The sequence below is a fragment of the Sphingorhabdus pulchriflava genome, assembly GCF_003367235.1.
GTDB classification, from domain to species: Bacteria; Pseudomonadota; Alphaproteobacteria; order Sphingomonadales; family Sphingomonadaceae; genus Sphingorhabdus_B; species Sphingorhabdus_B pulchriflava.
Window position 1 is genome coordinate 69,434 of record NZ_QRGP01000001.1, and the last position, 21,848, is coordinate 91,281.

The following is a 21,848-nucleotide window of genomic DNA, read 5'->3' on the forward strand; positions in this document are numbered from 1 at the left end:
AAGCGGCCGATGGACTGGCCGCTTTTCAACATCTGCCTGCTCACGCTGGTGATTCATCTAATCGGCGCGCTGGCCTATGCCGCGCGGATTGCCGGGGTGCGAACGCACAAGATTGCGCTGAGTTTTGCGCTGTTTAACGTGCTGGTGCTTGTCTCGCGCACCTCGAACAGCTTTCTCGGGCCCTTCCTGGCCAAACGGATCGAAAATGCAATTGCTGACGGGACGGGAGAGCGATTGCTCATGGACATGCGGCTAGTGCTGCTCTCGGCCACAGTTGCAACCATCCTCGGTGCGCTCGCAGTGCCAACGGTGCAACGCTGGTTCACGGCCGCAATTGATGAGTTCCAGCACCACCGTTCGGTCGGCAAATTGTTGTGGAGCGCGATGACGCCCAAGGGCATCAAGACCGTGGTAAAGGCGGTGAAGCTTCCGAGCAGCCAGCATCTGAAACTCTGGACCAAGCCAGCCGCTGTGTCGTGGCGGGTGATTGCGATGAATGTTGTGGCGCAAGCCCTGCTGACCGTGGGCGTGATTGCCTCGCTCTATGCCGGTTACCTCCACCCCGAATTCCGCGTGACCGCCTCGCAATTGTCGGCGGTTGTCAATGGTTTTGCTACCATCCTGCTTTTCGTCCTCATCGACCCGCAACTCTCGGTGATGACCGATGATGTCGTTGAAGGTCGAGTCAGCCAACCCGAATATCGTCGCACCATCGTCTGGCTGTCGATGAGCCGGATTGCAGGCACGCTGCTCGCGCAGGCGATGTTGGTGCCAGCGGCGGCGCTGATCGTGTGGGTGGCCGTACGCGTCTAGGTGGTTTGGCAATCGCTTTCTTAACCCTTTTCCGCTATTTGCGCGGGTTGTGATCAAGGCAGAAACCATAAGCGTCGATCCGCGTCCGAACTCCGCCGTCAGCACTGCCGTTGGTGTAGCCGGGCTGGCGGGGCTGGCACTGTCGGTGATTGTCGCGCGCAACTGGGGTGGCATAATGGACGCCTTGGGTTCTCCCGGTTGGCCAGAGCGGGCGGACGGCCCTTTGTCTGCGCTGGCGGCGGTTGTCGCCTGTGGGCTACCGATGGTGCTGTGGTCGCTCTTTGTCGACAAGGTACATCGAAGACCTTCGACCGGGCTCGACTGGTCTTTGAAACGTACGGTCGCCGACGTCCTCGACACCAGCATCATCAAAATCGCGGGGCTTTGGGCGACGTGGGCCGGGATTGCCGCGCTCTATATGCTGTGTCGCTGGTATTGGGCGGGCAACTATTTATTCTCAATGGAGGTGTTTACCCTCATCGCTATCCCACTCGTGATAGCTTCGGTGCCTTATGTCGTCTGGCTTGACCGGTACATGGTCAATCCGCGCGATGGAGGCTGGCATTTCGGTGCATGGATTGCGGGGCGCGATGATTGGGATGGAGAGGAAATCCGCCATCATCTGCGCGCCTGGGCAGTGAAGGGCTTTTTCCTAGCCTTCATGGTTTCGATCGTGCCGCCGGGTTTCCGCGATCTGGTGAATATGAATTTCAACGAGATCTGGCAGAATCCGGTCTGGCTCGCCAATGCCCTGATTACGACGATGTTCGTCGTCGATGTGCAGTTCGCGACGGTTGGCTATGCGCTGACGATGAAGCCGTTGGATGCGCATATCCGCACGGCCAACCCCTATTTGTCGGGCTGGGTCGCGGCGCTGATTTGCTATCCGCCCTTCATCCTGATGAATAATGGTGGCCCGCTCGACTATCATGTCGCGACCAGCGACTGGGCCTATTGGTTTGAAGGGCAGACGGCGTTGTTGTGGATATGGGGTGCAATCCTCGTCATCCTGACTGCTATTTATGCGTGGGCAACCGTTGCCTTCGGTCTGCGCTTTTCGAACCTGACGCATCGCGGAATCCTGACCCACGGTCCCTATAGCTGGACCAAGCATCCGGCCTATGTCAGCAAAAATGCCTATTGGTGGCTGGCGACTATGCCCTTCCTCGTCACCAGTGGCAGCGTGACCGATATGGTGCGCAATACGGCGCTGCTCGCGCTGGTGAGCGCCGTCTATTACTGGCGCGCCAAGACCGAGGAAAAGCATCTGATGGCCGATCCGGCCTATGCCGAATATGCTGCATGGGCGGATCGCAATGCCCTGATTACGCGCGCCTTCAATCGCCTCCGCGCGCTTCTCGGTTCACGGATCAGGACGAACGCCCCAGCGCATCCAGCCGAATAGGGGTTTAATCGAACGCTTAATATGATAGCCTCCCTGCACTTTAGAGGAGGAGAGTCGGCCATGCATGATATGGTTATCCGCGGCGGAACGATCGTCGACGGCACGGGCGCAGCGCGCTTCAAAGGGGATATTGCAATCGATAACGGTCTGATCAGCCAGGTCGGCAAGGTCAGCGGCAACGGCAAGGAAGAGATTGATGCCACCGGCATGATCGTTGCCCCCGGCTGGGTCGATGTGCACACCCATTATGATGGCCAAGCCACCTGGGATCAGGAAATGGCCCCGTCGAGCTGGCATGGTGTGACCACGGTCATCATGGGCAATTGCGGCGTGGGTTTTGCGCCTGCCAAGCCCGACCGCCACGAATGGCTGATCAGCCTGATGGAAGGCGTCGAGGATATTCCCGGCACAGCGCTGTCCGAAGGGATGAGCTGGAATTGGGAGACATTCCCCGAATATCTGGATGAGCTGGAGCGTATGCCGCGCACCGTCGATATCGGTACGCATGTACCGCATGGAGCAGTGCGTGCCTATGTGCTGGGTGACCGTGAACAGCCCGGGGCCATACCGACCGACGATGATATCGCCGAAATGTCGCGCATCGTGGAAGAAGGCGTGCGGGCAGGAGCCTTGGGCTTCTCGACCTCGCGCACGATTCTGCACAAGTCTATCGATGGTGAGCTGGTGCCCGGCACCACCGCAACCGCGGAGGAATTGATCGAAATCGGGCGCGGCATGGGCCGCGTCGGCTATGGCGTGTTCGAAATGGCATCGGACCTGAAGCGTGAGTGGAAAGAATTTGAATGGATGGGCGCGCTCAGCCGCGAAACCGGCCTGCCCGTCACCTTTGCCGCGCTCCAGTCGATTGCCAAGGAATTGCCGCTGCACGAGCAGATTTCAGAAATGCGTGCGCAAAACGACAATGGCGCCAATATCGTCGCGCAGATTGCCTTGCGCGGCAATGGCATCATCATGGCGTGGCAGGGAACGGTACACCCGTTCCGTTTCTCGCCCGTCTGGGCAGAAATTGACGCCCTGCCGTGGGAACAGCAATTGGCGAAACTCAAGGATCCCGAATTCCGCCAGCGGATGATCGATACGCCTTCGGAAATCCCCGATGTCGATGTTGCCGACCTTTATCGCATCATCGCCGGGGGCTGGATGGTGCAATATGAAATGGGCCCGGATTTCGATTATGAACCGACAGCCGAAGACAGCATCATGGCGCGTGCGGCAGCGGCGGGCAAATCGGGCGTTGAATATGCCTATGACCTGCTGATGAAGGATGATGGCAAGGGCTTCATCTATTTCCCGATCCTGAACTATGCCGACGGCAATCTAGACTTCCTTGAGGCTTTGCAGGAATCGGATGATACGGTGAATTCGCTGTCCGATGGCGGCGCGCATTGCGGCACCATTTGCGATGCGGCCTCGCCGACTTTCATGCTCCAGCATTGGGTGCGCGACCGCAAACGCGGCAAGCGGATCAGCCTTGAAAATGCAGTCAAGCGCCAGTGCCGCGATACCGCTGTGCTTTATGGCCTTGAGGATCGTGGCGTGCTGGCGCCCGGCTTTCTTGCCGACATCAACATCATCGATTTCGACAAGATCAAGCTTGGCAAGCCCTGGCTGGCTTTCGATCTGCCAGCAGGTGGCAAGCGCCTTTTGCAGAAAGCCGATGGTTATGTCTGCACGATCAAGTCGGGGCAGGTGACGTTCAAAAATGGCGAGTGCCTGGGTGTTTACCCCGGCGGCCTCATTCGTGGTCCACAACGCGTGGAACTGGCGATCGCTGCCGAATAAGTCCGGCCAAAATGCTATTCGGAATGGGGCGTCCTGCGGGGCGCCCCATTTTTTTTGTGCCTAATTTTTGCTTAACCGCGCCTCGCGGCGCGAAGTTAACCAGCACTGGCGATAAGTTTCTCACCAGAAAAAAACGGGTTTTGTTCAGGAGGAATTGAATGTCGCCGGATGCCACACTTGTTGTCTGCACTGCGCTGGGCTTTGCCTCGGTTTTTCTAGCGCTGATTATAGGGTTGTCGGATGGTGACCCCAAGGCGCTGGTGTCATCTGTCAGCAATCTGACACCGTCCGCGCGCCGTGAAGCGCGTATAGCCCATCTGCAATATCTGACCGGTGTCGCTGATGAAGCGATTGAAGCGCGTCGCAACGGCAAGAAACTGGGCCGTTGGGAGGGTGAATGAATATCTGATCCCTGAGGATATCTTGGTCCACCGCGGTTAGCCATCCACGCAGGCGCCGCAATCCTCAGGCAATGACGGTCGTGCCAGCCCCCGGCACGACCGTCTTTTTATGTCAGTTTTCGCGCGGGCCGCGGTCGTTTCCTTTAGGTGCGCGCGGATGATCGCCGCTGGGACGAGCGGCTCTTGGTTGTGGTGCCGGTGTTGCCGGTGCGGCGGTTCCCTGTGACACCTGCGGTGCCGGGGGTGCCTGCCATTGGCGGCGATTGCTGTCAGTCGCGCGCGGCGCGTTGCCATCACCGCCACGGCGCCAGCCGCGTCCATCGCCCCGGCCTGAAGGTGTGGCAGGCGGCGTTGCTACGGGAGGAACCTGCTGGGCCGCATCGCCGCGATTTTGCGACCAGTCACGGCGGCGTTCGCCACGCCCATCGCCACGACGGTCGTCGCGGTGCCGGTCACGTTGCCACGTGCCGTTCTGGCCATTGCCCACTGCATCGGGGTTGCGGCCCCCACGGTGTCCATCGGCGTTTTGGCCATCATGAGGGCCTGAGCCGTTATAATTTCGGCGGCCATCCCGGCGACCTCGGTCGTCATGGCCATCGCGGTTGCGATGGTGTTCGCGATACCATTCATGCCGACGTCCGGCCCAATAGCGGCGGTGGTTGTCGTGCATATTGTACCGTCGGCCGCCCCGGTCGAAGATGTAGAAGCCATAGCCGGGATACCAGTAGTCCTGATACCAGCCGCCGCCATAGCCAATGTTGTAGAAACCGCCGCGATAGTCGCAATCATAATAGCTGTCGAACGGGCTGTAAGGATCGCAGCCATAGCCGTCATCATAATAGTTGTAGCCATCGTCATAATAGCCAAGGCCCACGCCCGCGTCATAATAGCAGGCCGAAAGCCCCATGGTCGCTACACCCAGTGCTGCAATCCGCGCGGCCAATTTTGCACGCATTCCCGTCATATAACTTACCCCAATATGCACCTGTCGGCTCTGTTTCCCAGCTGGCCGATTCGCAGGCACGGTCCATCGTAAATCGGGAATTGCGCTCCGCCAGTTGAATTGCATCTGAATGTGTCTGTTGGCTGCCGTTCAGCTTTGTAACCACCTTCTGCAACTCGCTTGCACCTTGTTAACACTAATGGCAGTAAGCGGCATTAATCGAATAATTAAAACCGACCGGAGATCTCCCATGGCCCTTGCCAGCAGCGAAGCCGCAAACCCGCATTGGACGCCCCGCGCGACACCGCAATCGCTCGACCATATTCCGGGCGAAAATGGCCTGCCGTTCATCGGCAACACCTTCCGCATTCTGCGCGATCCGCCTGCCTTCATCAATTACATGATCGGCAAATATGGCAAGGTGTATCGGTCCAGTGCATTCGGTGCGGTCAACCTATCGTTGATCGGGGCAGAGGCGAATGAGCTGATGCTATTCGACCGGGACAAGCTGTTTTCATCCGAGCAAGGCTGGGGACCGGTCTTGAACCTTTTATTTCCGCGTGGGCTGATGCTGATGGATTTCGACCATCATCGCATGGACCGGCGTGCTTTGGGCATCGCGTTCAAGCCGGAGCCGATGCGCGGTTATGTCGCCGACATGAACCGCATCTTTGCCGAGCAATTGCCGAAATGGCGCGGGGATATGCTCTTTTATCCCGCTATCAAGCAACTGACACTCGATGTTGCTGCCGACGCCTTCCTTGGCGTGCCATTGGGGCCAGAGGCTGACCGTATCAACAAGGCCTTTGTCGACATGGTCGCGGCATCGATTTCGCCGGTTCGCCGCCCGCTGCCCTTCACGCAAATGGGACGCGGCGTTGCTGGCCGCAATTATCTGATCAGCTATTTCGGTCCGCAGATTGAAGAACGCCGTCGCAACCCCAACCGGCAGGATATGTTCAGCCAGTTCTGTCGCGCCACCCGCGACGATGGGCAATATATGACCGACGGTGAAATCATCGACCATATGAACTTCCTGATGATGGCGGCGCATGACACGATCACTTCGTCGGTGACGTCGATGATCTGGCTACTGGCGAAGCATCCCGAGTGGCAGGAAAAGGTGCGTGCCGAATGCCTGTCCATCGCTCCTGCCGGCAGCGCGATTTCGCCCGATCAGCTCGATTCGTTTGAACTGACCGAATATGCGTTCAAGGAATCGCTGCGGATGATCCCGCCAGTGCCCTCGATCCCGCGCCGGGCGCTCAAGGATTTCGAGTTTATGGGCTATAAGATCCCGAAAGGCACGACCGTCAGCATCAACCCCACTGTCACCCACATGATGCCCGAATATTGGGAAAATCCGGAAGTCTTTGATCCGATGCGTTTCACGCCCGAAAATTCAAAGGGGCGGCACAAATATGCCTGGGTTCCCTTTGGTGGTGGCGCGCATATGTGCCTCGGTCTGCACTTTGCCTATATGCAGATGAAGCTGTTCATGCATCATTTGCTAACCCAGGTGCGGGTCGAAGTGGCCGATGGCTATGATCCGGCTTGGCAGGCCTGGCCGATCCCGAAGCCCAAGGACGGGCTCCGGGTGCGGATGGTACTGCTTTAAGCTTTCTTCTGCGAAGCGATCCAAGCGTCGACCTGCTCTTCAAGAACATCGAGCGGCACCGGGCCCGACTTAAGCACGGTGTCGTGGAAACCACTCACATCGAATTTCTTGCCCAGTGCCTTTTGCGCCTTGTCGCGCAGTTCGCTGATCTTCAGGCGGCCGACCATGTATGCGGTCGCCTGACCCGGATAGATGATGTAGCGCTCGATCGCCTTCACAATCCCGCCCGGTGCGTCAGCCGAATTATCCTCGACATATTTGATTGCCTGTTCACGGGTCCAGCGCTTGTGGTGCAGTCCTGAATCGACGACGAGGCGGATGGCGCGGTGCAGTTCGAGCTGCAACCGTCCGAAATCGCGCGCCGGATCGGTGTAGAGCCCCATATCCTTGGCAAGCTTCTCCGAATACAGACCCCAGCCTTCGGAATAAGCTGTGACACCGCCAAATTTCCGGAAGGCCGGAACGTCTTTGAGTTCAGTCTGGATTGCCAGTTGCAAATGGTGTCCGGGAACGCCTTCATGGTAGAAAAGTGCTTCAACCTCGGTCAGCGGCATGTCGGACATTTTATACAGGTTCGCATAATAGGTGCCGGGGCGCGAACCGTCGGGGGAGGGGCGCTGGTAGAATGCCTTGCCAGCCGATTTTTCGCGGAAAGCTTCGACCGGTTTGACCACCAAAGGGGCCTGCGGCAGCACACCGAACCATTTGGGCAGCAAGGGCTTGATCGCGTCATAAGCCTTTTGCGTTTCGGCCAGATAGAGCGCGCGGCCTTCTTCGCCGTCGGGCGCGTAAAATTTGGGTTCGGTGCGCATATAGTTGAAGAAGGCCTTAAGGTCGCCCTTCACGCCCATCTTCTTTTGCACGACCTGCATTTCCTTATGAATGCGTGCGACCTGCGCGAGGCCCAGCTCGTGGATCTGGTCCGGCGTCATGTCGGTCGTGGTGTAGTTGGCGAGCAGTTGTGCATAATAGCCAGCGCCATCCTTGAACCGCCAGATACCGTCGTCGGTTCCAGCGACCTTCTCCTGCGCGGTCATTTCGGTGATCAGCGCTTCATAGGTCGGCTTCACTGACGTTTTCAGCGCCTGCGCAGCATCGGCGATCAGCAGGTCCTTTTCGGTTTGGCTGATCGTTAGCTTGGTAACCTTGCCTTTGAAATCGGCGAACAGCGGCGCATCGGGGCCATCCCCAAAAGGTGCGCCGGTAATCACATTGCGCGCGTCGCTGATGACATAGGGATAGACCCATTTGGGCGGCATGATGCCCTCGGCAGCGCGTGACCTGGCTTGGCCAATGGCCTCGTTCAGGGCGGGGCCGATGCCATAGAGGCGATTGATATAGGCGCGCGCATCCGATTTGCTGTCGATGCGGTGGATGTTAATCAGAAACGCGGGGATCTGGCTCTGCGCGCCGTTCATCTGGTCAAAGACATAGCCATAATCTCTATATTTGTAGGCGGCTTCGCTGCGGGCGGCGCGCTTTTCAAACAGGCGGAAGGACAGCTGGTTTTCCAGAGAAAGCTTGGCCGGGTCAAAGCGGGCGCGCATTTCCTTGAGTGCTGAGCGGTCAGCCTCGATATCGCGCGTCTCGGCTGCCTCGGAGCCATCATCCCAACGGCCATAATCGCTGTCTTTGATACCACGATAGGATTTGCCCAAGGGCGATCGCGAGAGTTGCTCTGCATCCACTTCATCGAAGAAAGCCATGATGGCGGCATTCTGGTTGGTTTCGGCTGCTTGTGTGGCAGGTGTTGTTTGCGCGACAGAAGGCGCACTGACGCCCAAGCTGGCGACTGCAATGGCGAAGACGGAAAGGGCAGTTCTGGTGACGCGCATGGGGAGGCTCCGGGGTTGTTGACCTAACGGAGCTTTACCAGCGGCGGGCAGGATAAGAATACGCAATTTCTCCGCTGGTCGAATGGCGACGCGCTTTTATCGAAGCCCAACCTTAGCCGCTGTTCCGGAGCGCGGTCGCCACTGCGTTGATTGTCAGCTGAATGCCCTCTGCAATGCGGGGGTCGTCTTCGCCAGCACGATGCCGCTTCATCAATTCGATCTGCAAGTGATTGAGCGGCTCGATATAGGGCATACGCAGCCTGATCGAGTTGTTGAGCGATGGGCTGGCTTCTAACAGTGCCGATTGCGCGGTCGCATCAAGCAGGCTGTCATGAGCGGTATTCCATCCAGCGCGAATGTCACCAAAAAGTCGCTCGGAAAGCGCTTTGTCTTGGACCAGCGTGGCATAATGCGAGGCGATTTCCATGTCAGATTTGGCGAGCACCATTTCCATATTTGCGAGGATGGTCTGAAAAAAGGGCCAGCACTGCGCCATTGCCTTGAGCAGACCCTTATCTTCGAAGTCCGCCAGCGCCTGCCCCGCGCCATACCAGCCCGGCAGCATCACTCGCGCCTGTGCCCAGCTGAACACCCAGGGAATGGCGCGCAGGTCTTCGATCCGGTCGCTCTTGGTGCGGCTCGACGGGCGCGATCCGATCTTCAGAGTCGCGATTTCGGAAATCGGCGTCATCTGGCGGAAAAATGTGGTGAACCCGTCCGTCTCATATACCAGCCCGCGATAGGCGGCGAAGGCGCTGACCGACAGCTGATCCATCGCAGCCGAGAAACGTGCGGCATCCGCGTTTGCTACCGGATCGGGCTCTAGCGAGGCGAGCAGCGTGGCGGAGGCGATGGTTTCCAGATTGGCGACGGCATTGTCGACCGTGCCATATTTGGCAGCGATGACTTCGCCCTGTTCGGTGATCCGGATGCGCCCGTTGACAGTACCGCGCGGCTGCGCCTGGATCGCACCAAAGGCAGAACCACCCCCGCGCCCGACTGCGCCCCCGCGGCCATGGAAGAGCTGCATGGTGACGCCTGCCGCCGCAAAGACGGGTGCCAATGCCAGCGAGGCCTGATTGAGGCCCCAGGTCGAGGTCAGATATCCGCCGTCCTTGTTCGAATCCGAATAGCCTATCATCACTTCCTGATGCCCGCGTGCCTTCGCCAGCGATTTCATCGCGGGTAGTTCGAAAAAGGCCGTCATGATGGCAGGAGCAGCTTCAAGGTCGCCAATCGTTTCGAACAGCGGCACCACCATGATTGGTGCCTCGGCCTTGCCATCGGGGTCGATGCGATAGAGGCCTGCTTCTTTCAGCAGCACATAGACTTCGAGCAGATCGGAAAGGCTGGTCGTTTTGCTGATGATATAGGTGGTTATGGCTCCGCGTCCGAAGGTCTCGTGCGCATGCGCCGCTGCGTGCAAGATGGCGAGTTCGCTATTGGCTTCCGCTCCCAACGCGGTGGCAGCTCCGCAAAGCGGGCGATTATGTGCAAGTTCCTTGGTAAGCAAGGCAATGCGCGCTGCTTCGTCGAGTTCGAGATAGGCTGGCTCAACCCCTGCCTCGCGCAGCAGTTCGGCCACCACCCGTTCATGGACATCACTGTTCTGGCGCAGATCCAGCGTGGCGAGGTGGAAGCCGAAAGTCTCGATGGAACGGATCAGCCGTCCCAATGCGCCGCCACTGGAAAGTGCGCCCTTGCCTTCGGAGGCCAGCGCTGAAGCAATGGCGACAAGGTCACGGCGGAAGCTGTCCGGGGACGAATAGGGCTCGCCTTCCAACCGTGAAGGCCGTGGCGGCGCTTCACCGACTATCTGGGTGTAGGTTGCAGCCAAGCGCGCATAGACGCCTGAAAGGGCACGGCGATAAGGTTCGTCAGCGCGACTGGAGGCCAGATCGCCGCTTATCTCTGCCAGATCGATTACGGCTTGCGGGACATGCGCCAATTCCGATGAGATCGAGATTTCAGCCCCCAGATGGTGGACGCATTCGAGATAATGACCCAAAACGGTTGCGGCTCCGCGCGACAAGGCGGTGTCGAGCGTCTGGGCGTTGACGAACGGGTTCCCATCGCGGTCTCCGCCTATCCAGCTGCCTAGGCGCAGGAAAGAGGGCGGGCGCATGCCCAGATCGCGCTCCCAGCGCGCATAGAGCTTGGGTAGCGCGACGAGGAAAACATCTTCCATGTAGGCGCGAGCGTTTTCGATCTCGTCGGCGACAACCAGCTTCTCGCGACGCAGCGGTCGGGTTTGCCAGAGGAGGGCAATCTGGCGGTATATTGCATTCTCGATCCGGTCGCCCGATTCGGTCACGTCGTGCCCCGCATCGCGTAGCCGCATCAATGCGGCGATCCGGTTCTTATGGTCGATCATGCTCTTTCGGCGGACTTCGGTGGGGTGCGCGGTCAGCACGGGGACAATCAGGCTTTGCCCGAGCAGTTCGCCAACCTGTGTGGGGCTTATGCCTTCGCCCTGCAGCCGCTCGACTGCTTCCGCCAGTGTTGCCCCGCCTTCCTGCAAGTTCGACTGCCGGTCCTCGGCCAGATTGGCGAGCAGTGAGAAGAGCATGAAGCCGCGGACGAAGGCGATTGTGTCATCAAGGCTGAGCGCCTCCAGCCCGGTGTCGACAGCGCCTTCAACCCCGCGATGCCGATCCACGCTCGCAGCGCGGATATACTCGGTCTGGCGGAACAGTTTCTCCCCGCCATAAGCGCGAATGACATCGCCCAGCATTTTGCCGAGAAACCGGATGTCCGGATTTTGCTGGATAGGCTGCGGAGCGGTTCGGTTCATGAGGCACAGAATTGCTGTGCTGCAACGTGTCGTCAAGCGACATAGCTATGCAGGCAGATCAGCCTAGCAAGCGCGACAAGGCCTCGATTTCTGCGGCCTGGGCGGCGACATCATTTGCGATGACAGATTTGGGTCTGTCCAAAAGCCTAAGCAATCCCGAATCGATTCCCTTTTCACGTTGGGCCGAAATCAGTGCGTCGAGATCAGACAGTGCGGCGACCGAATCTCCACGAAGCGAATCCAGACGCGACAGCTCCACCTGAGCGACCGCCCAGCTTTCGGAGCCGGTTGCAGATCCGGCAGCCGATTGCACAAGCTGTCGCGTCCGCCCCAATGCGCCACGAAAGGCCGATTCGGCTCTCTGGTGCCGCGCCATCATCTGATCGACCAGCCCTGCCAGTTCTTCCGGAAGGGCTGTGCTGAGCTGTTCTGACTCCGCTGGCGGTTCGACAACCGGATTATCGGTTTCATAAGGTCGTTTCGCAAGCGACGGGAACTCGCCATCCGGTAGTGAACAGCCGCCAAGCAGCAATGCTGCGATGACAGGCAGTGAATGTGTAGGGCGGTTGACGCGGGACATGCAGCGGGTTTAGGCGGCCTGCAGCGCGCAAGCAAGCTTGTGCAGGGGACTGTCCAAAAACCGCCTATATTTGCGGCAAAGGCCGTTGACAAAGCCGACTCAATAAACTAGCTGCGCGCCTTCCAATGCGGGCCTTCGGGACTCGCGTCTTGTTGTTGCGCGTTGGAAATGCCCGTTAAACTGGGTGCAAAGCAGATATATAGAGATTGAGACAGAGCCATGTTCGCTATCGTGCGCACAGGCGGCAAGCAGTATCGCGTCGCCGCCGGAGACAAGATCGCAGTTGAAAAGCTGCCTGGAAACGCTGGTGACACGGTGTCGCTGGACGATGTGTTGCTCGCGGGCGACGGTGGCGAAGTCAAGGACGCCAAGGGTCTGGTCGTTTCGGCCGAGATCATTGCGCAGGAGCGTGGCGAAAAGGTCATCGTCTTCAAGAAGCGCCGTCGGCACAATTATCGCCGTAAGCAGGGCCATCGCCAGTCGCTGACGCTGCTGCGTATCACTGCCGTTGGTGGCGCCGCGCCGAAAAAGGCTGCAGCCCCCAAGGCTGAAAAAGTTGAAGCTGCGGCTGATGCCGCTCCCGCCAAAAAGGCCGCGCCGAAAAAGGCCGCTGCCAAAAAAGCTGAATAAGAGCTCAGGAGTTTAGACCATGGCACATAAAAAAGCAGGTGGTTCCAGCCGTAACGGTCGCGACTCAGCAGGTCGTCGCCTTGGTGTGAAGAAGTTCGGCGGTCAGGAAGTGATCGGCGGCAACATTATCGTGCGTCAGCGCGGGACCAAAGTGTACCCGGGCGCTGGCGTTGGCATGGGCAAGGACCACACCCTTTTCGCACTCGTCGAAGGTCGCGTCCGATTCCATGCCGGCAAACTCGGCCGCAAATATGTGTCGGTGGACACTATGGCGATGGCAGCCGAATAACATAGGACAATCGATAAAGGGTTGTCCGTCTGGATGACCCGGGGAGTGTGGTGACACCTCCCATCGCGCAAGGGAGACGGGTCATCCGGCTCCCTTTCTTTTTGCCCCATTCTCCCTGCACCCTACCCCTTTCGGGATGGAAAATTTCACAAGGCTGTCACTAAAGTGTTCCAAGGGGCAGCCATCAGGTCAGGAGAGAGACCATGTTCGCGAGAACCGAAAGACTGTTGTTGAGACCCAGCTGGCCCGAAGATGCGGGCCCGCTCTATCGTGCGATCGCCGATGAAGGCATCGTCCGCAACCTTGCTAAGGCGCCGTGGCCCTATTCGTTCGAGGATGCGCTGCGCTTTGTTGGCGGTGAACAGGCAGAATTGTTCCCGAACTTCATCCTCTATCTGCGTACTGAGGGTGCTCCGGTCATCGTCGGTGCCTGCGGGCTTAGCGCGCGTGACGACGCAACCGAGATGGGCTATTGGATTGCTCGCAGCCATTGGGGACGCGGCTATGCCAGCGAAGCCGGGCGTGCGGTCGTCGAAATTGCCAAGACGGTGGGTCACAAAAAGCTGGTTGCATCACATTTCATCGATAATCCCGCCTCGGGTGCAGTTCTGCGCAAGCTGGGCTTCCGGCAAACCGGTCGGCGTGAGGAGCGTTTCAGCGCGGGTCGGGGCTATGCAGCAACCACGGTGCTGTACGAGCAGGATCTGACGGGCGGTGACGGTGACATTTCCGACACCGCGTCGATGTGGCGAATTCGACCCACTATGGGTGAAGCATTGCGCGCCGCCTAGGCGTTGACGGCAAGTTTTTCGGAAAGGGCCGGGACGGTACGCACGACATCGCCTGCGGACCCTTCGGTTACCAATTTGATAGCCGCGAGCATATTCTCTCCACGCACCAATAGCTCGCGGTCATCAATATGGTTGGGATGAAAACCGGGGCGGAAAAATTCGGCCCATGGGGCCATGACATTTCGTCCAATCGCACCCTTGGCAAAGCCGTGACGGATACATTGCCACCAAGCCTTTGGCTTGGACAAGCCATCCTGTTGCAGCAGTTCGACCTGCCCGCGCGTGCGGTTCACAAAGAAGCTGAGCGATACCGCGAGCAACAGCGCGCCGCGTGTCAGCCAGCGCCGCGCGCCGCTCCACTCGCGGGTCGCGAACATCCAGACGTCAAAGGCGACTGCCTTGTGTTCGACCTCTTCAACCGCGTGCCAAAGCCATAGCTTGCGCAGTTCGAGGTCGGTGCCTTCCAGATGTTCGCGATTCTTCAGGATTTCGGCAGCAACAATCGCGGTCAGATGCTCGATGCACATCGTCGCCCCCAGCTTGGTGACTTCACCACAGCCGGAGAAGAAGGAAACGAACTGCTTGATCGCCCGATCAAGCGCTTCGATGTCATAGCCAGCGTCGATGATCGCCTTGTTGAAACCGACATGCTCGCGGCTGTGCGCGGCTTCCTGTGTAATGAAGGTTGCGATGTCCTGTGCCAGTTGGCCATCGGCGCGGTCTTTCCAGGGGCGCAAAGCTTCAATCATGAAGGCTTCGCCACGCGGAAAGACGACGGACAGGGCATTGAGGAAGGCGGTGGCGAACATGTCGCCTCGCACCCAGTGCCGTGCAGCTTGCTGTGCCGGTTTTCCGCGAAACTGGCGCACATGCATCCGTTGAGTACCTTGTTTGCCACTCGGCAAGGTTGCAACGACGCTTAAGCTGTCTATCTGATCCATGCTTCCGACAATAAGCGTGGCGCGATAAACGCCGCTTAATGGGAAGGGTTAATCTAACGGAAGGAATAGCGATTTTACAGATTGGTCAAGGCGTTGCGGCGTTAACGCCAAATCAGACTGCAACGGGGTTGTCGGCCTCGTAGCGCGCAATCAGGTGCTTCTCATCGCTGTTCCAGGGGTGAAAGCCCGGCAGGAAATAAGCGGCCCAAGCACCCAAAATTTTCCGGAACATGCCCGGATTGCCGAAAGCATACCACAAAATGCCGCGCTTTGCTTTCCAGCCGGTGATGCCATCCTGCTCGAGCAGATTGAGCATGCCTTTGATGCGCTCGGGGATGAAGCGTGTAGTGATCACCAGCATCATCAGCGATTTCAGTTTCCAGCGGCGAAAACGGCTCCAGCCCTTGGTCGCGTGCAGCCAGGTGTCATAAGCGACGGCTTTATGCTCGATTTCCTCAACCGCATGCCAGCGCCATAGGGCAGCGGCCTCAAGGTCGGCGCCAACCAGATGCTTAGGATTTTCCAGCAATTCGCGGGCGAGGATCGCGGTGAAATGCTCCAGCGCCATGGTCGCGGCCAGATTCACGATAGCAGGGCGGGTTTTGATTAGTTCCAGCACATGATCAACCTGTTCGTCGAGGAAGGTTACATCATAGCCCGAATCGACTACACGGCGGTTGAAGGCGACATGCTCGCGCGTGTGCATCACTTCCTGCATCGTGAACGCGCGGATTTCCTCGGCCAATTTGGGGGACGCACCTTCGCGGAATGCTTTCACGCTTTCGATGAAAAAGGCCTCGCCTTTAGGAAAGGTAGTCGACAGCGCGTTGAAAAAGGCGGTGGCGAACGGATTGCCATTGTTCCACCAGCGGTCCTGCACATGGCCTTCGGTGCGCCCGAAGCGGCGATCGCGGGGGGTAATGGTCAGGTCGGCAGGCGTGGGCACCGCTTTTTGCACAGCTATTTCGGTATCGATCTTGACAGGAGCGTTAACGCGTTGTCCCTTTGCAGATGGGGAAGACTTTACAGTTCAGGGCTTTTAGGGTAATTAACATTAATGTCAATAGTGAAATTCCCGATCAAGGGTGAAGCGGTCGCACGTAAACGCTTGTCACCAGAAGCTAGCCGTCTGGCGGCGCTTGAGGCGGCGCGCGACATTCTGGTAGAGGCAGGTCCGCAGGCGGTGACGCTGAAGGCAGTCGCTGCACGGATTGGGCGTACGCACGCCAATCTGCTCCACCATTTCGGTTCGGCATCGGGTTTGCAGCGCGAATTGGCGGCGTATCATGCGGAATCTATCTGCATCGATATTGGCGAACAGATCCACCGCTTCCGCGGCGGCGATATCGGCCCACGCGATCTGGTCGACATGATATTTGACCATTTCGACAAGGCGGGTGCCGGCGCGCTTGCGGCATGGATGCTGCTTAGCGGCAACGAAGATGCGCTCAATCCGGTCGTTGAGGCGATCCACCGGCTGGTTGATGAAGTGGGTGAGGGCGGCCATGAAGATGGCAATCTGCACAAGCTGACGATGGAACTGGTGCTGCTCGCGCTGGGGGATTCGCTTTTAGGCGGACCTTTGTCGATGTCGCTGGGGCTTGATCGGGGGGCCGGGCGCGACATAGCCGCCGAACGTCTGGCGCAGTCATTCGCCGCTTGGCAGGCGCTGCAGAATCAATAAAGGCGCTTGGCAAGCGCTGCGGGCCATTCCTATATTCGCGATGCTGGAACGGGGCCGTAGCTCAGTTGGTAGAGCGCGTCGTTCGCAATGACGAGGTCAGGGGTTCGATTCCCCTCGGCTCCACCAGTTCTTTCAGCAGGGAAAATCAACGCATACGGCGGAAGTGCCTTCTAGGAGGAAACTTCCGTGGGTCCAGCTTGGGGCGCTTTGGGTAGGGAATCTACCTTCGACCTACGCTATACTGCATTCGGCTGTGTCGATCCGTTCTCTAAACCCGGAACGATAGAAGGCTTATTGGTCCGATTGCCAACCGCTGTTGCTATTGGCGGCTGGTCCAAGCTAAGCCTCACCCATGTTTGAACAAACCTTCAAGAATATCGATGACGTCCTGCGTAAAGAGGCGGGATGTACCACCGAACTGGATTATACTGAACAGACAAGCTGGCTGCTGTTCCTGAAATATCTGGATGAACTGGAAGGCGACCGGCAGATTGAAGCCGAATTGCGTGGGCAGCCCTATGCGCCGATCCTGAGCGCGCCTTACCAATGGGGAACGTGGGCCGCGCCCAAAGGGGTAGATGGCAAGCTGGATCATAACAAGGCGATGACCGGGCCGGACCTGATCGATTTCGTCAACGGTACGCTGTTCCCGCACCTGCAAGGTTTCAAGCAACGCGCGCCTGCGCCTGATACGCTGGAATACAAAATTGGCGAGATTTTCGGGGAAATAAAAAACCGGTTCAACAGCGGCTATTCCTTGCGCGATGCGCTGGACCTGATCGACCAGCTGAGCTTCCGATCGCAAGACCAGAAGCATGAACTGTCGCACCTGTATGAAGTCAAAATCAAGAATATGGGCAATGCGGGGCGCAATGGCGGCGAATATTACACGCCGCGCCCGCTGATCCGCGCGATGATACAGGTGGTGAAGCCAAGGATTGGCGACCGGATTTATGACGGTGCGGTTGGCTCGGCTGGCTTTCTATGTGAAGCCTATGATTATCTGAAGCCCCAAGCCAAATCGACGGGCGATAATGAAACGCTCCAGCGCCGCACCTTCTACGGCAAAGAGAAAAAGTCGCTCGCCTACGTCATCGCGATCATGAACATGATTCTGCATGGCATCGAAGCGCCCAACATCCTGCACACCAATACGCTGGGTGAGAATATCAACGATATTCAGGAAAAGGACCGGTTCGACATCATTCTGGCCAACCCGCCCTTTGGCGGCAAGGAACGACCAGAAATACAGCAGAACTTCCCGATAAAGACCGGCGAAACCGCTTTCCTGTTCCTGCAGCATTTCATTAAATCGCTTCGCGCAGGTGGTACGGCGGCGATCGTTATCAAGAACACATTCCTGTCGAACAGCGACAATGCCAGCGTCGCGCTGCGCAAGGAATTGCTCGAAAGCTGCAACCTGCACACCATCCTGGATATGCCCGGTGGAACCTTTCAGGGCGCGGGCGTGAAGACCGTGGTCCTGTTCTTTGAAAAGGGCGAGCCGACCAAGCACATCTGGTATTATCAGCTCGATCCCGGTCGCAACATGGGCAAGACCAATCCGTTGAACGACAATGATTTGGCGGAATTTGTTGAACTGCAGGCGCGCTTTGCCACAAGCCCCAAAAGCTGGACCGTGGCGGCAAGCAGCATTGACCAGACCAGTTTCGATCTGTCCGTGAAGAACCCCGATGCGGGAGAGCAAGTAGCGCTTCGCAGCCCTGAAGCAATATTGGAAGAGATTGCTGCGCTGGATGCTGAGAGTGCAACGATATTGGCTGAAATTAAGGCGCTACTGTGAGCGTTGTTTATCCCTCCAAAAAACTAGGGGATCTATGCCACGTTGCTCGCGGCGGCTCGCCTCGACCAATTCAGGACTATCTGACTGATGCACCGGATGGGATCAACTGGATCAAAATTAGCGACGCGACAGCAAGCGACAAGTACATTGAACATACGAAGGAAAAAATACGTCCTGAGGGACTAAAGAAATCAAGATTAGTGAGGCCGGGCGATTTCATCCTGTCAAATTCTATGAGCTTTGGCAGACCGTATATAATGAAAACTACGGGCTGCATTCACGACGGCTGGCTCGTTTTAAGTGACAAATCTGGACTATTTGATCCAGATTTTCTCTATCACTATCTTGGTTCTGATGCAGCATATCGACAATTTGATCGGCTGGCGGCTGGTTCGACTGTCCGCAATCTAAATTCAGATTTGGTGAAAACAGTCGATGTTCCCATCCCCTCTCTCGACGAACAGCGGCGGATTGTTGCGGTGTTGGACAAGGCCTTTGCAGGCATCGCCACCGCCACCGCAAACGCCCAAAAAAACCTAGCCAACGCCCGGGCGCTGTTTGAGGCGCGTTTGGGTGAGGTGTTTTCATCCCGAAATGCGGGATGGCGCGACACACAAATCGGTCAAATTTCCGAGGTTAGTTATGGCTATACTGAGAAAGCTAGTTTTGAGCCGATCGGGCCTAAGTTTCTGAGAATAACGGACATTCAGGAAGGTGAAGTTTCGTGGGAGAAAGTGCCGAATTGTCCGATTTCAGAAAAAGACTTCAGACGCCAGAAGCTTGAGAACGGCGACATTGTTTTTGCACGAACCGGGGCGACGACAGGTAAGAGCTTTCTGATCGATAATCCTCCCGATGCGGTTGCCGCATCCTACCTAATACGGCTGCGAATAAGCAACAACGAGGTTTTGCCGGAATTTGTTCAGCTTTTTTTTCAGACTCCACAATATTGGAAAGTTGTAAACGAGGGTACGTCAGGAAGTGCCCAAGGTGGATTTAACGCGTCGAAGTTGGCAGACATGCATTTACCTATTCCTACACTTGAGGAACAGCGAACGGCGGTTGAAAAGCTTAGCATCGCTAATCGTCAGCGATTGGAATTGCTGAGACTATATGCAAACAAGGTTGAGGCCTTAAATGAACTCAAACAATCCCTTTTACAAAAGGCCTTTGCCGGGGAACTGACCTGATCCGATGAACGAAGCCGAAACCCGCGCTGACCTGATCGACCCTGCGCTTGCGGCGGCTGGTTGGGGTGTGGTGGAAGGCAGCCGGACGCGCCGAGAGGTTATCGCGCCTGGACGACTGACCGGATCGGGCAAACGTAGTGCTGCGAAGGCGGCGGATTATGTGCTGGTCTATCGCAACACAAAGCTCGCCAGTGTCGAAGCCAAGGCCGCGAGCAAGGGCGTTGGCGAGGGTGTGGGGCAGGCAAAGGATTATGCCGAACGCCTGCAAACCCGCTTTGCCTATGCGACCAATGGCACGCACATTTACCGGATCGACATGGCGACGGGCAAGGAAGGCCCGGTCGATCGCTGGCCAACCCCTCAAGAGCTGTGGGATGCGACCTTTGCAGAGGCCAATGACTGGCGCGATCGCTTTGCCGCTGTACCCTATGAAACCGGTGGGAAGTTCGAGCCGCGCTATTATCAATATAATGCCATCGAAAAGACGCTGGACGCCATCGCGCATGGCAAGGACCGGATATTGCTCACCCTTGCCACCGGCACGGGTAAAACGGCGATCGCCTTCCAGATATCATGGAAGCTGTTTCAGGCGCGCTGGAACCTTGGCGACTGGAAGAATGACAACGAGCCATCACGCCGCCCGCGCATCTTGTTTCTGGCGGACCGCAATATTCTGGCCGACCAAGCCTATAACAGCTTTTCCGCATTCGAGCCTGACGCGTTGGTTCGCATAACGCCAGCCGAAATACGCAAGAAGGGTCGCGTGCCCAAAAATGGCAGCATCTTCTTCACCATCTTCCAATCTGTAATGACCGATGCAGGGGAGGAAGAGGAACCCGCCTTCAACTATCAGGACTATCCGCCCGACTTTTTCGATTGCATCATGATCGACGAATGCCACCGCGCAGGCGCGAAGGATGGCAGCGAGTGGCGCGCGATTCTGGAATATTTTGCACCAGCCGTACAAATCGGACTGACGGCCACGCCCAAGCGGAAGGACAATGTCGATACCTATGCCTATTTCGGGGAGCCGGTTTACACCTACTCGCTGAAAGAAGGAATCAACGATGGCTACCTGACACCGTTCAAGGTGGTCGAACTGGGCACCACGATCGACGAATATGTCTTTACCCCCGGCGATACCGTGGAGGCAGGGGAAGTCGAAGAAGGCAAGCGATACAAGGAAGGCGATTTCAACCGGACGATCGAAATCGAAGCGCGCGAACGATACCGCGTTAAAATCTTCATGGAGCGGATCAACCAGCGCGAAAAGACATTAGTCTTTTGTGCAACGCAGAAACATGCGGCTTTGATACGCGACCTGATCAATCAGACAAAAACCAGCACCGACCCCAATTATTGCGTCCGCGTAACCGCCCATGATGGCGCGATGGGCGAACAATGGCTGCGCGCCTTCCAGGACAACGACAAGACCATTCCGACAATCCTGACGACATCGCAAAAGCTTTCGACCGGTGTAGATGCCCGCAACATCCGCAACATCGTTTTGATGCGCCCGATCAATTCGATGATCGAGTTCAAACAGATTATCGGTCGCGGCACGCGCCTGTTCGACGGGAAGGACTATTTCACGATCTACGATTTCGTGAAGGCCTATGAACTGTTCAACGATCCCGAATGGGATGGCGAACCCCTTGCGCCGGAAGCCCCCGGCCAACCGCGCCCGAAACCCGAAGGTCCGCCGCAGCCGCCAGATGATGACGGGGACGAAGAGGAGGAAAAGCCGAAGAAGCTGGTTATCAAGCTGGCTGACGGCAAGGAACGCACCTTCCAGCATATGAGTGCGTCAACCTTTTGGGATGCCTCTGGCAAGCCCATATCGGCGGCACAATTTGTCGAGAACCTGTTTGGCAAGCTGCCTGAACTCTTCCGCGATGAAGACGAGCTTCGACGCATTTGGGGGCAGCCCGATACACGCGCTGCGCTGGTCGCGGGGCTTGCAGAACGCGGCTTCGATGGCGAGGCGCTATCCGCTGTGCGCCAGATGATCGACGGCGAAGATTGCGATCTGTTCGACGTGCTGAACTATATCGCACACACCAAGCCGCCGCTGAAACGCGCCGAACGGGTGGCCAATCACCGCGCGAGCATATTGTCGCGGTATGACGCCAAGCAACAAGCTTTCCTAGACTTTGTGCTGTCGCAATATGTTGCCGAAGGCGAGGAAGAACTGGGCACCGAAAAGCTGCCGGATTTGCTCGAACTGAAATATGGCTCGCCATCCGACGCCGTGCGCGAACTGGGCAGCGTCTCGGACATCCGCACGACCTTTACAGGTTTCCAGAAAGATTTGTACGAAGACTAAC

The 21,848-nt window shown here is 57.6% G+C and carries 18 protein-coding genes and 1 tRNA gene; 13 read left to right on the forward strand and 6 right to left on the reverse strand.

Annotated features, from left to right (window positions below; genetic code table 11):
• The first annotated feature begins 9 nt into the window (after positions 1-9).
• The 4 genes from DXH95_RS00300 (at position 10) to DXH95_RS00315 (ending at position 4,422) form a co-directional block, all read left to right on the forward strand.
• Positions 10-813, forward strand: a complete 804-nt coding sequence (locus DXH95_RS00300) for a lipid II flippase Amj family protein (RefSeq protein ID WP_115547497.1) — start codon at positions 10-12, stop codon at positions 811-813.
• 49 nt (positions 814-862) lie between these two features.
• Positions 863-2,218, forward strand: coding sequence for a methyltransferase family protein (locus tag DXH95_RS00305; protein ID WP_239016492.1), 1,356 nt, complete (start codon positions 863-865; stop codon positions 2,216-2,218).
• Between the two features lie 60 nt (positions 2,219-2,278).
• Positions 2,279-4,021 (forward strand): N-acyl-D-amino-acid deacylase family protein, encoded by a 1,743-nt coding sequence (locus DXH95_RS00310; RefSeq protein WP_115547498.1) that lies wholly within the window; start codon positions 2,279-2,281, stop codon positions 4,019-4,021.
• Positions 4,022-4,179: 158 nt separating this feature from the next.
• A complete protein-coding gene (locus DXH95_RS00315) occupies positions 4,180-4,422 on the forward strand; it encodes a hypothetical protein (protein WP_115547499.1) in 243 nt (80 codons plus the stop codon).
• 112 nt (positions 4,423-4,534) lie between these two features.
• Here DXH95_RS00315 and DXH95_RS00320 read toward each other — a convergent pair whose 3' ends face one another.
• Positions 4,535-5,386: a hypothetical protein gene (locus DXH95_RS00320; protein ID WP_147291648.1), complete on the reverse strand. Its 852-nt coding sequence runs from the start codon at positions 5,384-5,386 to the stop codon at positions 4,535-4,537.
• A gap of 229 nt (positions 5,387-5,615) precedes the next feature.
• Here DXH95_RS00320 and DXH95_RS00325 point away from each other — a divergent pair, with 229 nt between their 5' ends.
• Positions 5,616-6,983, forward strand: a complete 1,368-nt coding sequence (locus tag DXH95_RS00325; protein WP_115547501.1) for a cytochrome P450 — start codon at positions 5,616-5,618, stop codon at positions 6,981-6,983.
• Here DXH95_RS00325 and DXH95_RS00330 read toward each other — a convergent pair.
• The 3 genes from DXH95_RS00330 to DXH95_RS00340 form a co-directional block, all read right to left on the reverse strand.
• Positions 6,980-8,818, reverse strand: a complete 1,839-nt coding sequence (locus DXH95_RS00330) for a DUF885 domain-containing protein (protein WP_115547502.1) — start codon at positions 8,816-8,818, stop codon at positions 6,980-6,982. The two genes, DXH95_RS00325 and DXH95_RS00330, sit on opposite strands and share 4 nt — an antisense overlap.
• 112 nt (positions 8,819-8,930) lie before the next feature.
• The gene (gene ppc, locus DXH95_RS00335; protein ID WP_115547503.1) at positions 8,931-11,612 is read right to left on the reverse strand and encodes a phosphoenolpyruvate carboxylase; all 2,682 of its coding nucleotides are present in this window, start codon (positions 11,610-11,612) and stop codon (positions 8,931-8,933) included.
• 58 nt (positions 11,613-11,670) lie between these two features.
• Positions 11,671-12,192: a hypothetical protein gene (locus DXH95_RS00340; RefSeq protein WP_115547504.1), complete on the reverse strand. Its 522-nt coding sequence runs from the start codon at positions 12,190-12,192 to the stop codon at positions 11,671-11,673.
• Between the two features lie 219 nt (positions 12,193-12,411).
• On the opposite strand from DXH95_RS00340, the gene rplU reads away from it, so the two are divergent.
• The 3 genes from rplU (at position 12,412) to DXH95_RS00355 (ending at position 13,902) form a co-directional block, all read left to right on the forward strand.
• Positions 12,412-12,822: a 50S ribosomal protein L21 gene (rplU, locus tag DXH95_RS00345; protein WP_115547505.1), complete on the forward strand. Its 411-nt coding sequence runs from the start codon at positions 12,412-12,414 to the stop codon at positions 12,820-12,822.
• Positions 12,823-12,841: 19 nt separating this feature from the next.
• Positions 12,842-13,111 carry a 50S ribosomal protein L27 gene (gene rpmA, locus DXH95_RS00350; protein ID WP_115547506.1) on the forward strand — a complete coding sequence of 90 codons (270 nt, stop codon included), beginning with the start codon at positions 12,842-12,844 and terminating at the stop codon, positions 13,109-13,111.
• Between the two features lie 203 nt (positions 13,112-13,314).
• Positions 13,315-13,902 (forward strand): GNAT family N-acetyltransferase, encoded by a 588-nt coding sequence (locus tag DXH95_RS00355; RefSeq protein ID WP_115547507.1) that lies wholly within the window; start codon positions 13,315-13,317, stop codon positions 13,900-13,902.
• Here DXH95_RS00355 and DXH95_RS00360 read toward each other — a convergent pair.
• Complete coding sequence (locus tag DXH95_RS00360) at positions 13,899-14,771, reverse strand: metal-dependent hydrolase (protein WP_181883518.1); 873 nt, start codon at positions 14,769-14,771, stop codon at positions 13,899-13,901. The genes DXH95_RS00355 and DXH95_RS00360 overlap by 4 nt on opposite strands.
• Positions 14,772-14,955: 184 nt before the next feature.
• A complete protein-coding gene (locus DXH95_RS00365; RefSeq protein WP_420822271.1) occupies positions 14,956-15,789 on the reverse strand; it encodes a metal-dependent hydrolase in 834 nt (277 codons plus the stop codon).
• Positions 15,790-15,900: 111 nt separating this feature from the next.
• On the opposite strand from DXH95_RS00365, the gene DXH95_RS00370 reads away from it, so the two are divergent.
• From DXH95_RS00370 to hsdR, 5 genes are all read left to right on the forward strand, one after another.
• Positions 15,901-16,527, forward strand: a complete 627-nt coding sequence (locus DXH95_RS00370; protein WP_115547510.1) for a TetR/AcrR family transcriptional regulator — start codon at positions 15,901-15,903, stop codon at positions 16,525-16,527.
• Between the two features lie 50 nt (positions 16,528-16,577).
• Positions 16,578-16,653: transfer RNA gene (locus DXH95_RS00375), tRNA-Ala, on the forward strand.
• 226 nt (positions 16,654-16,879) lie between these two features.
• Complete coding sequence (locus tag DXH95_RS00380; RefSeq protein ID WP_115547511.1) at positions 16,880-18,331, forward strand: class I SAM-dependent DNA methyltransferase; 1,452 nt, start codon at positions 16,880-16,882, stop codon at positions 18,329-18,331.
• Complete coding sequence (locus DXH95_RS16035) at positions 18,328-19,521, forward strand: restriction endonuclease subunit S (protein ID WP_181883519.1); 1,194 nt, start codon at positions 18,328-18,330, stop codon at positions 19,519-19,521. Before DXH95_RS00380 ends, DXH95_RS16035 begins: the two co-directional genes overlap by 4 nt.
• 4 nt (positions 19,522-19,525) lie before the next feature.
• A complete protein-coding gene (gene hsdR / locus DXH95_RS00390) occupies positions 19,526-21,847 on the forward strand; it encodes an EcoAI/FtnUII family type I restriction enzme subunit R (RefSeq protein ID WP_115547512.1) in 2,322 nt (773 codons plus the stop codon).
• Position 21,848: the final 1 nt, after the last annotated feature.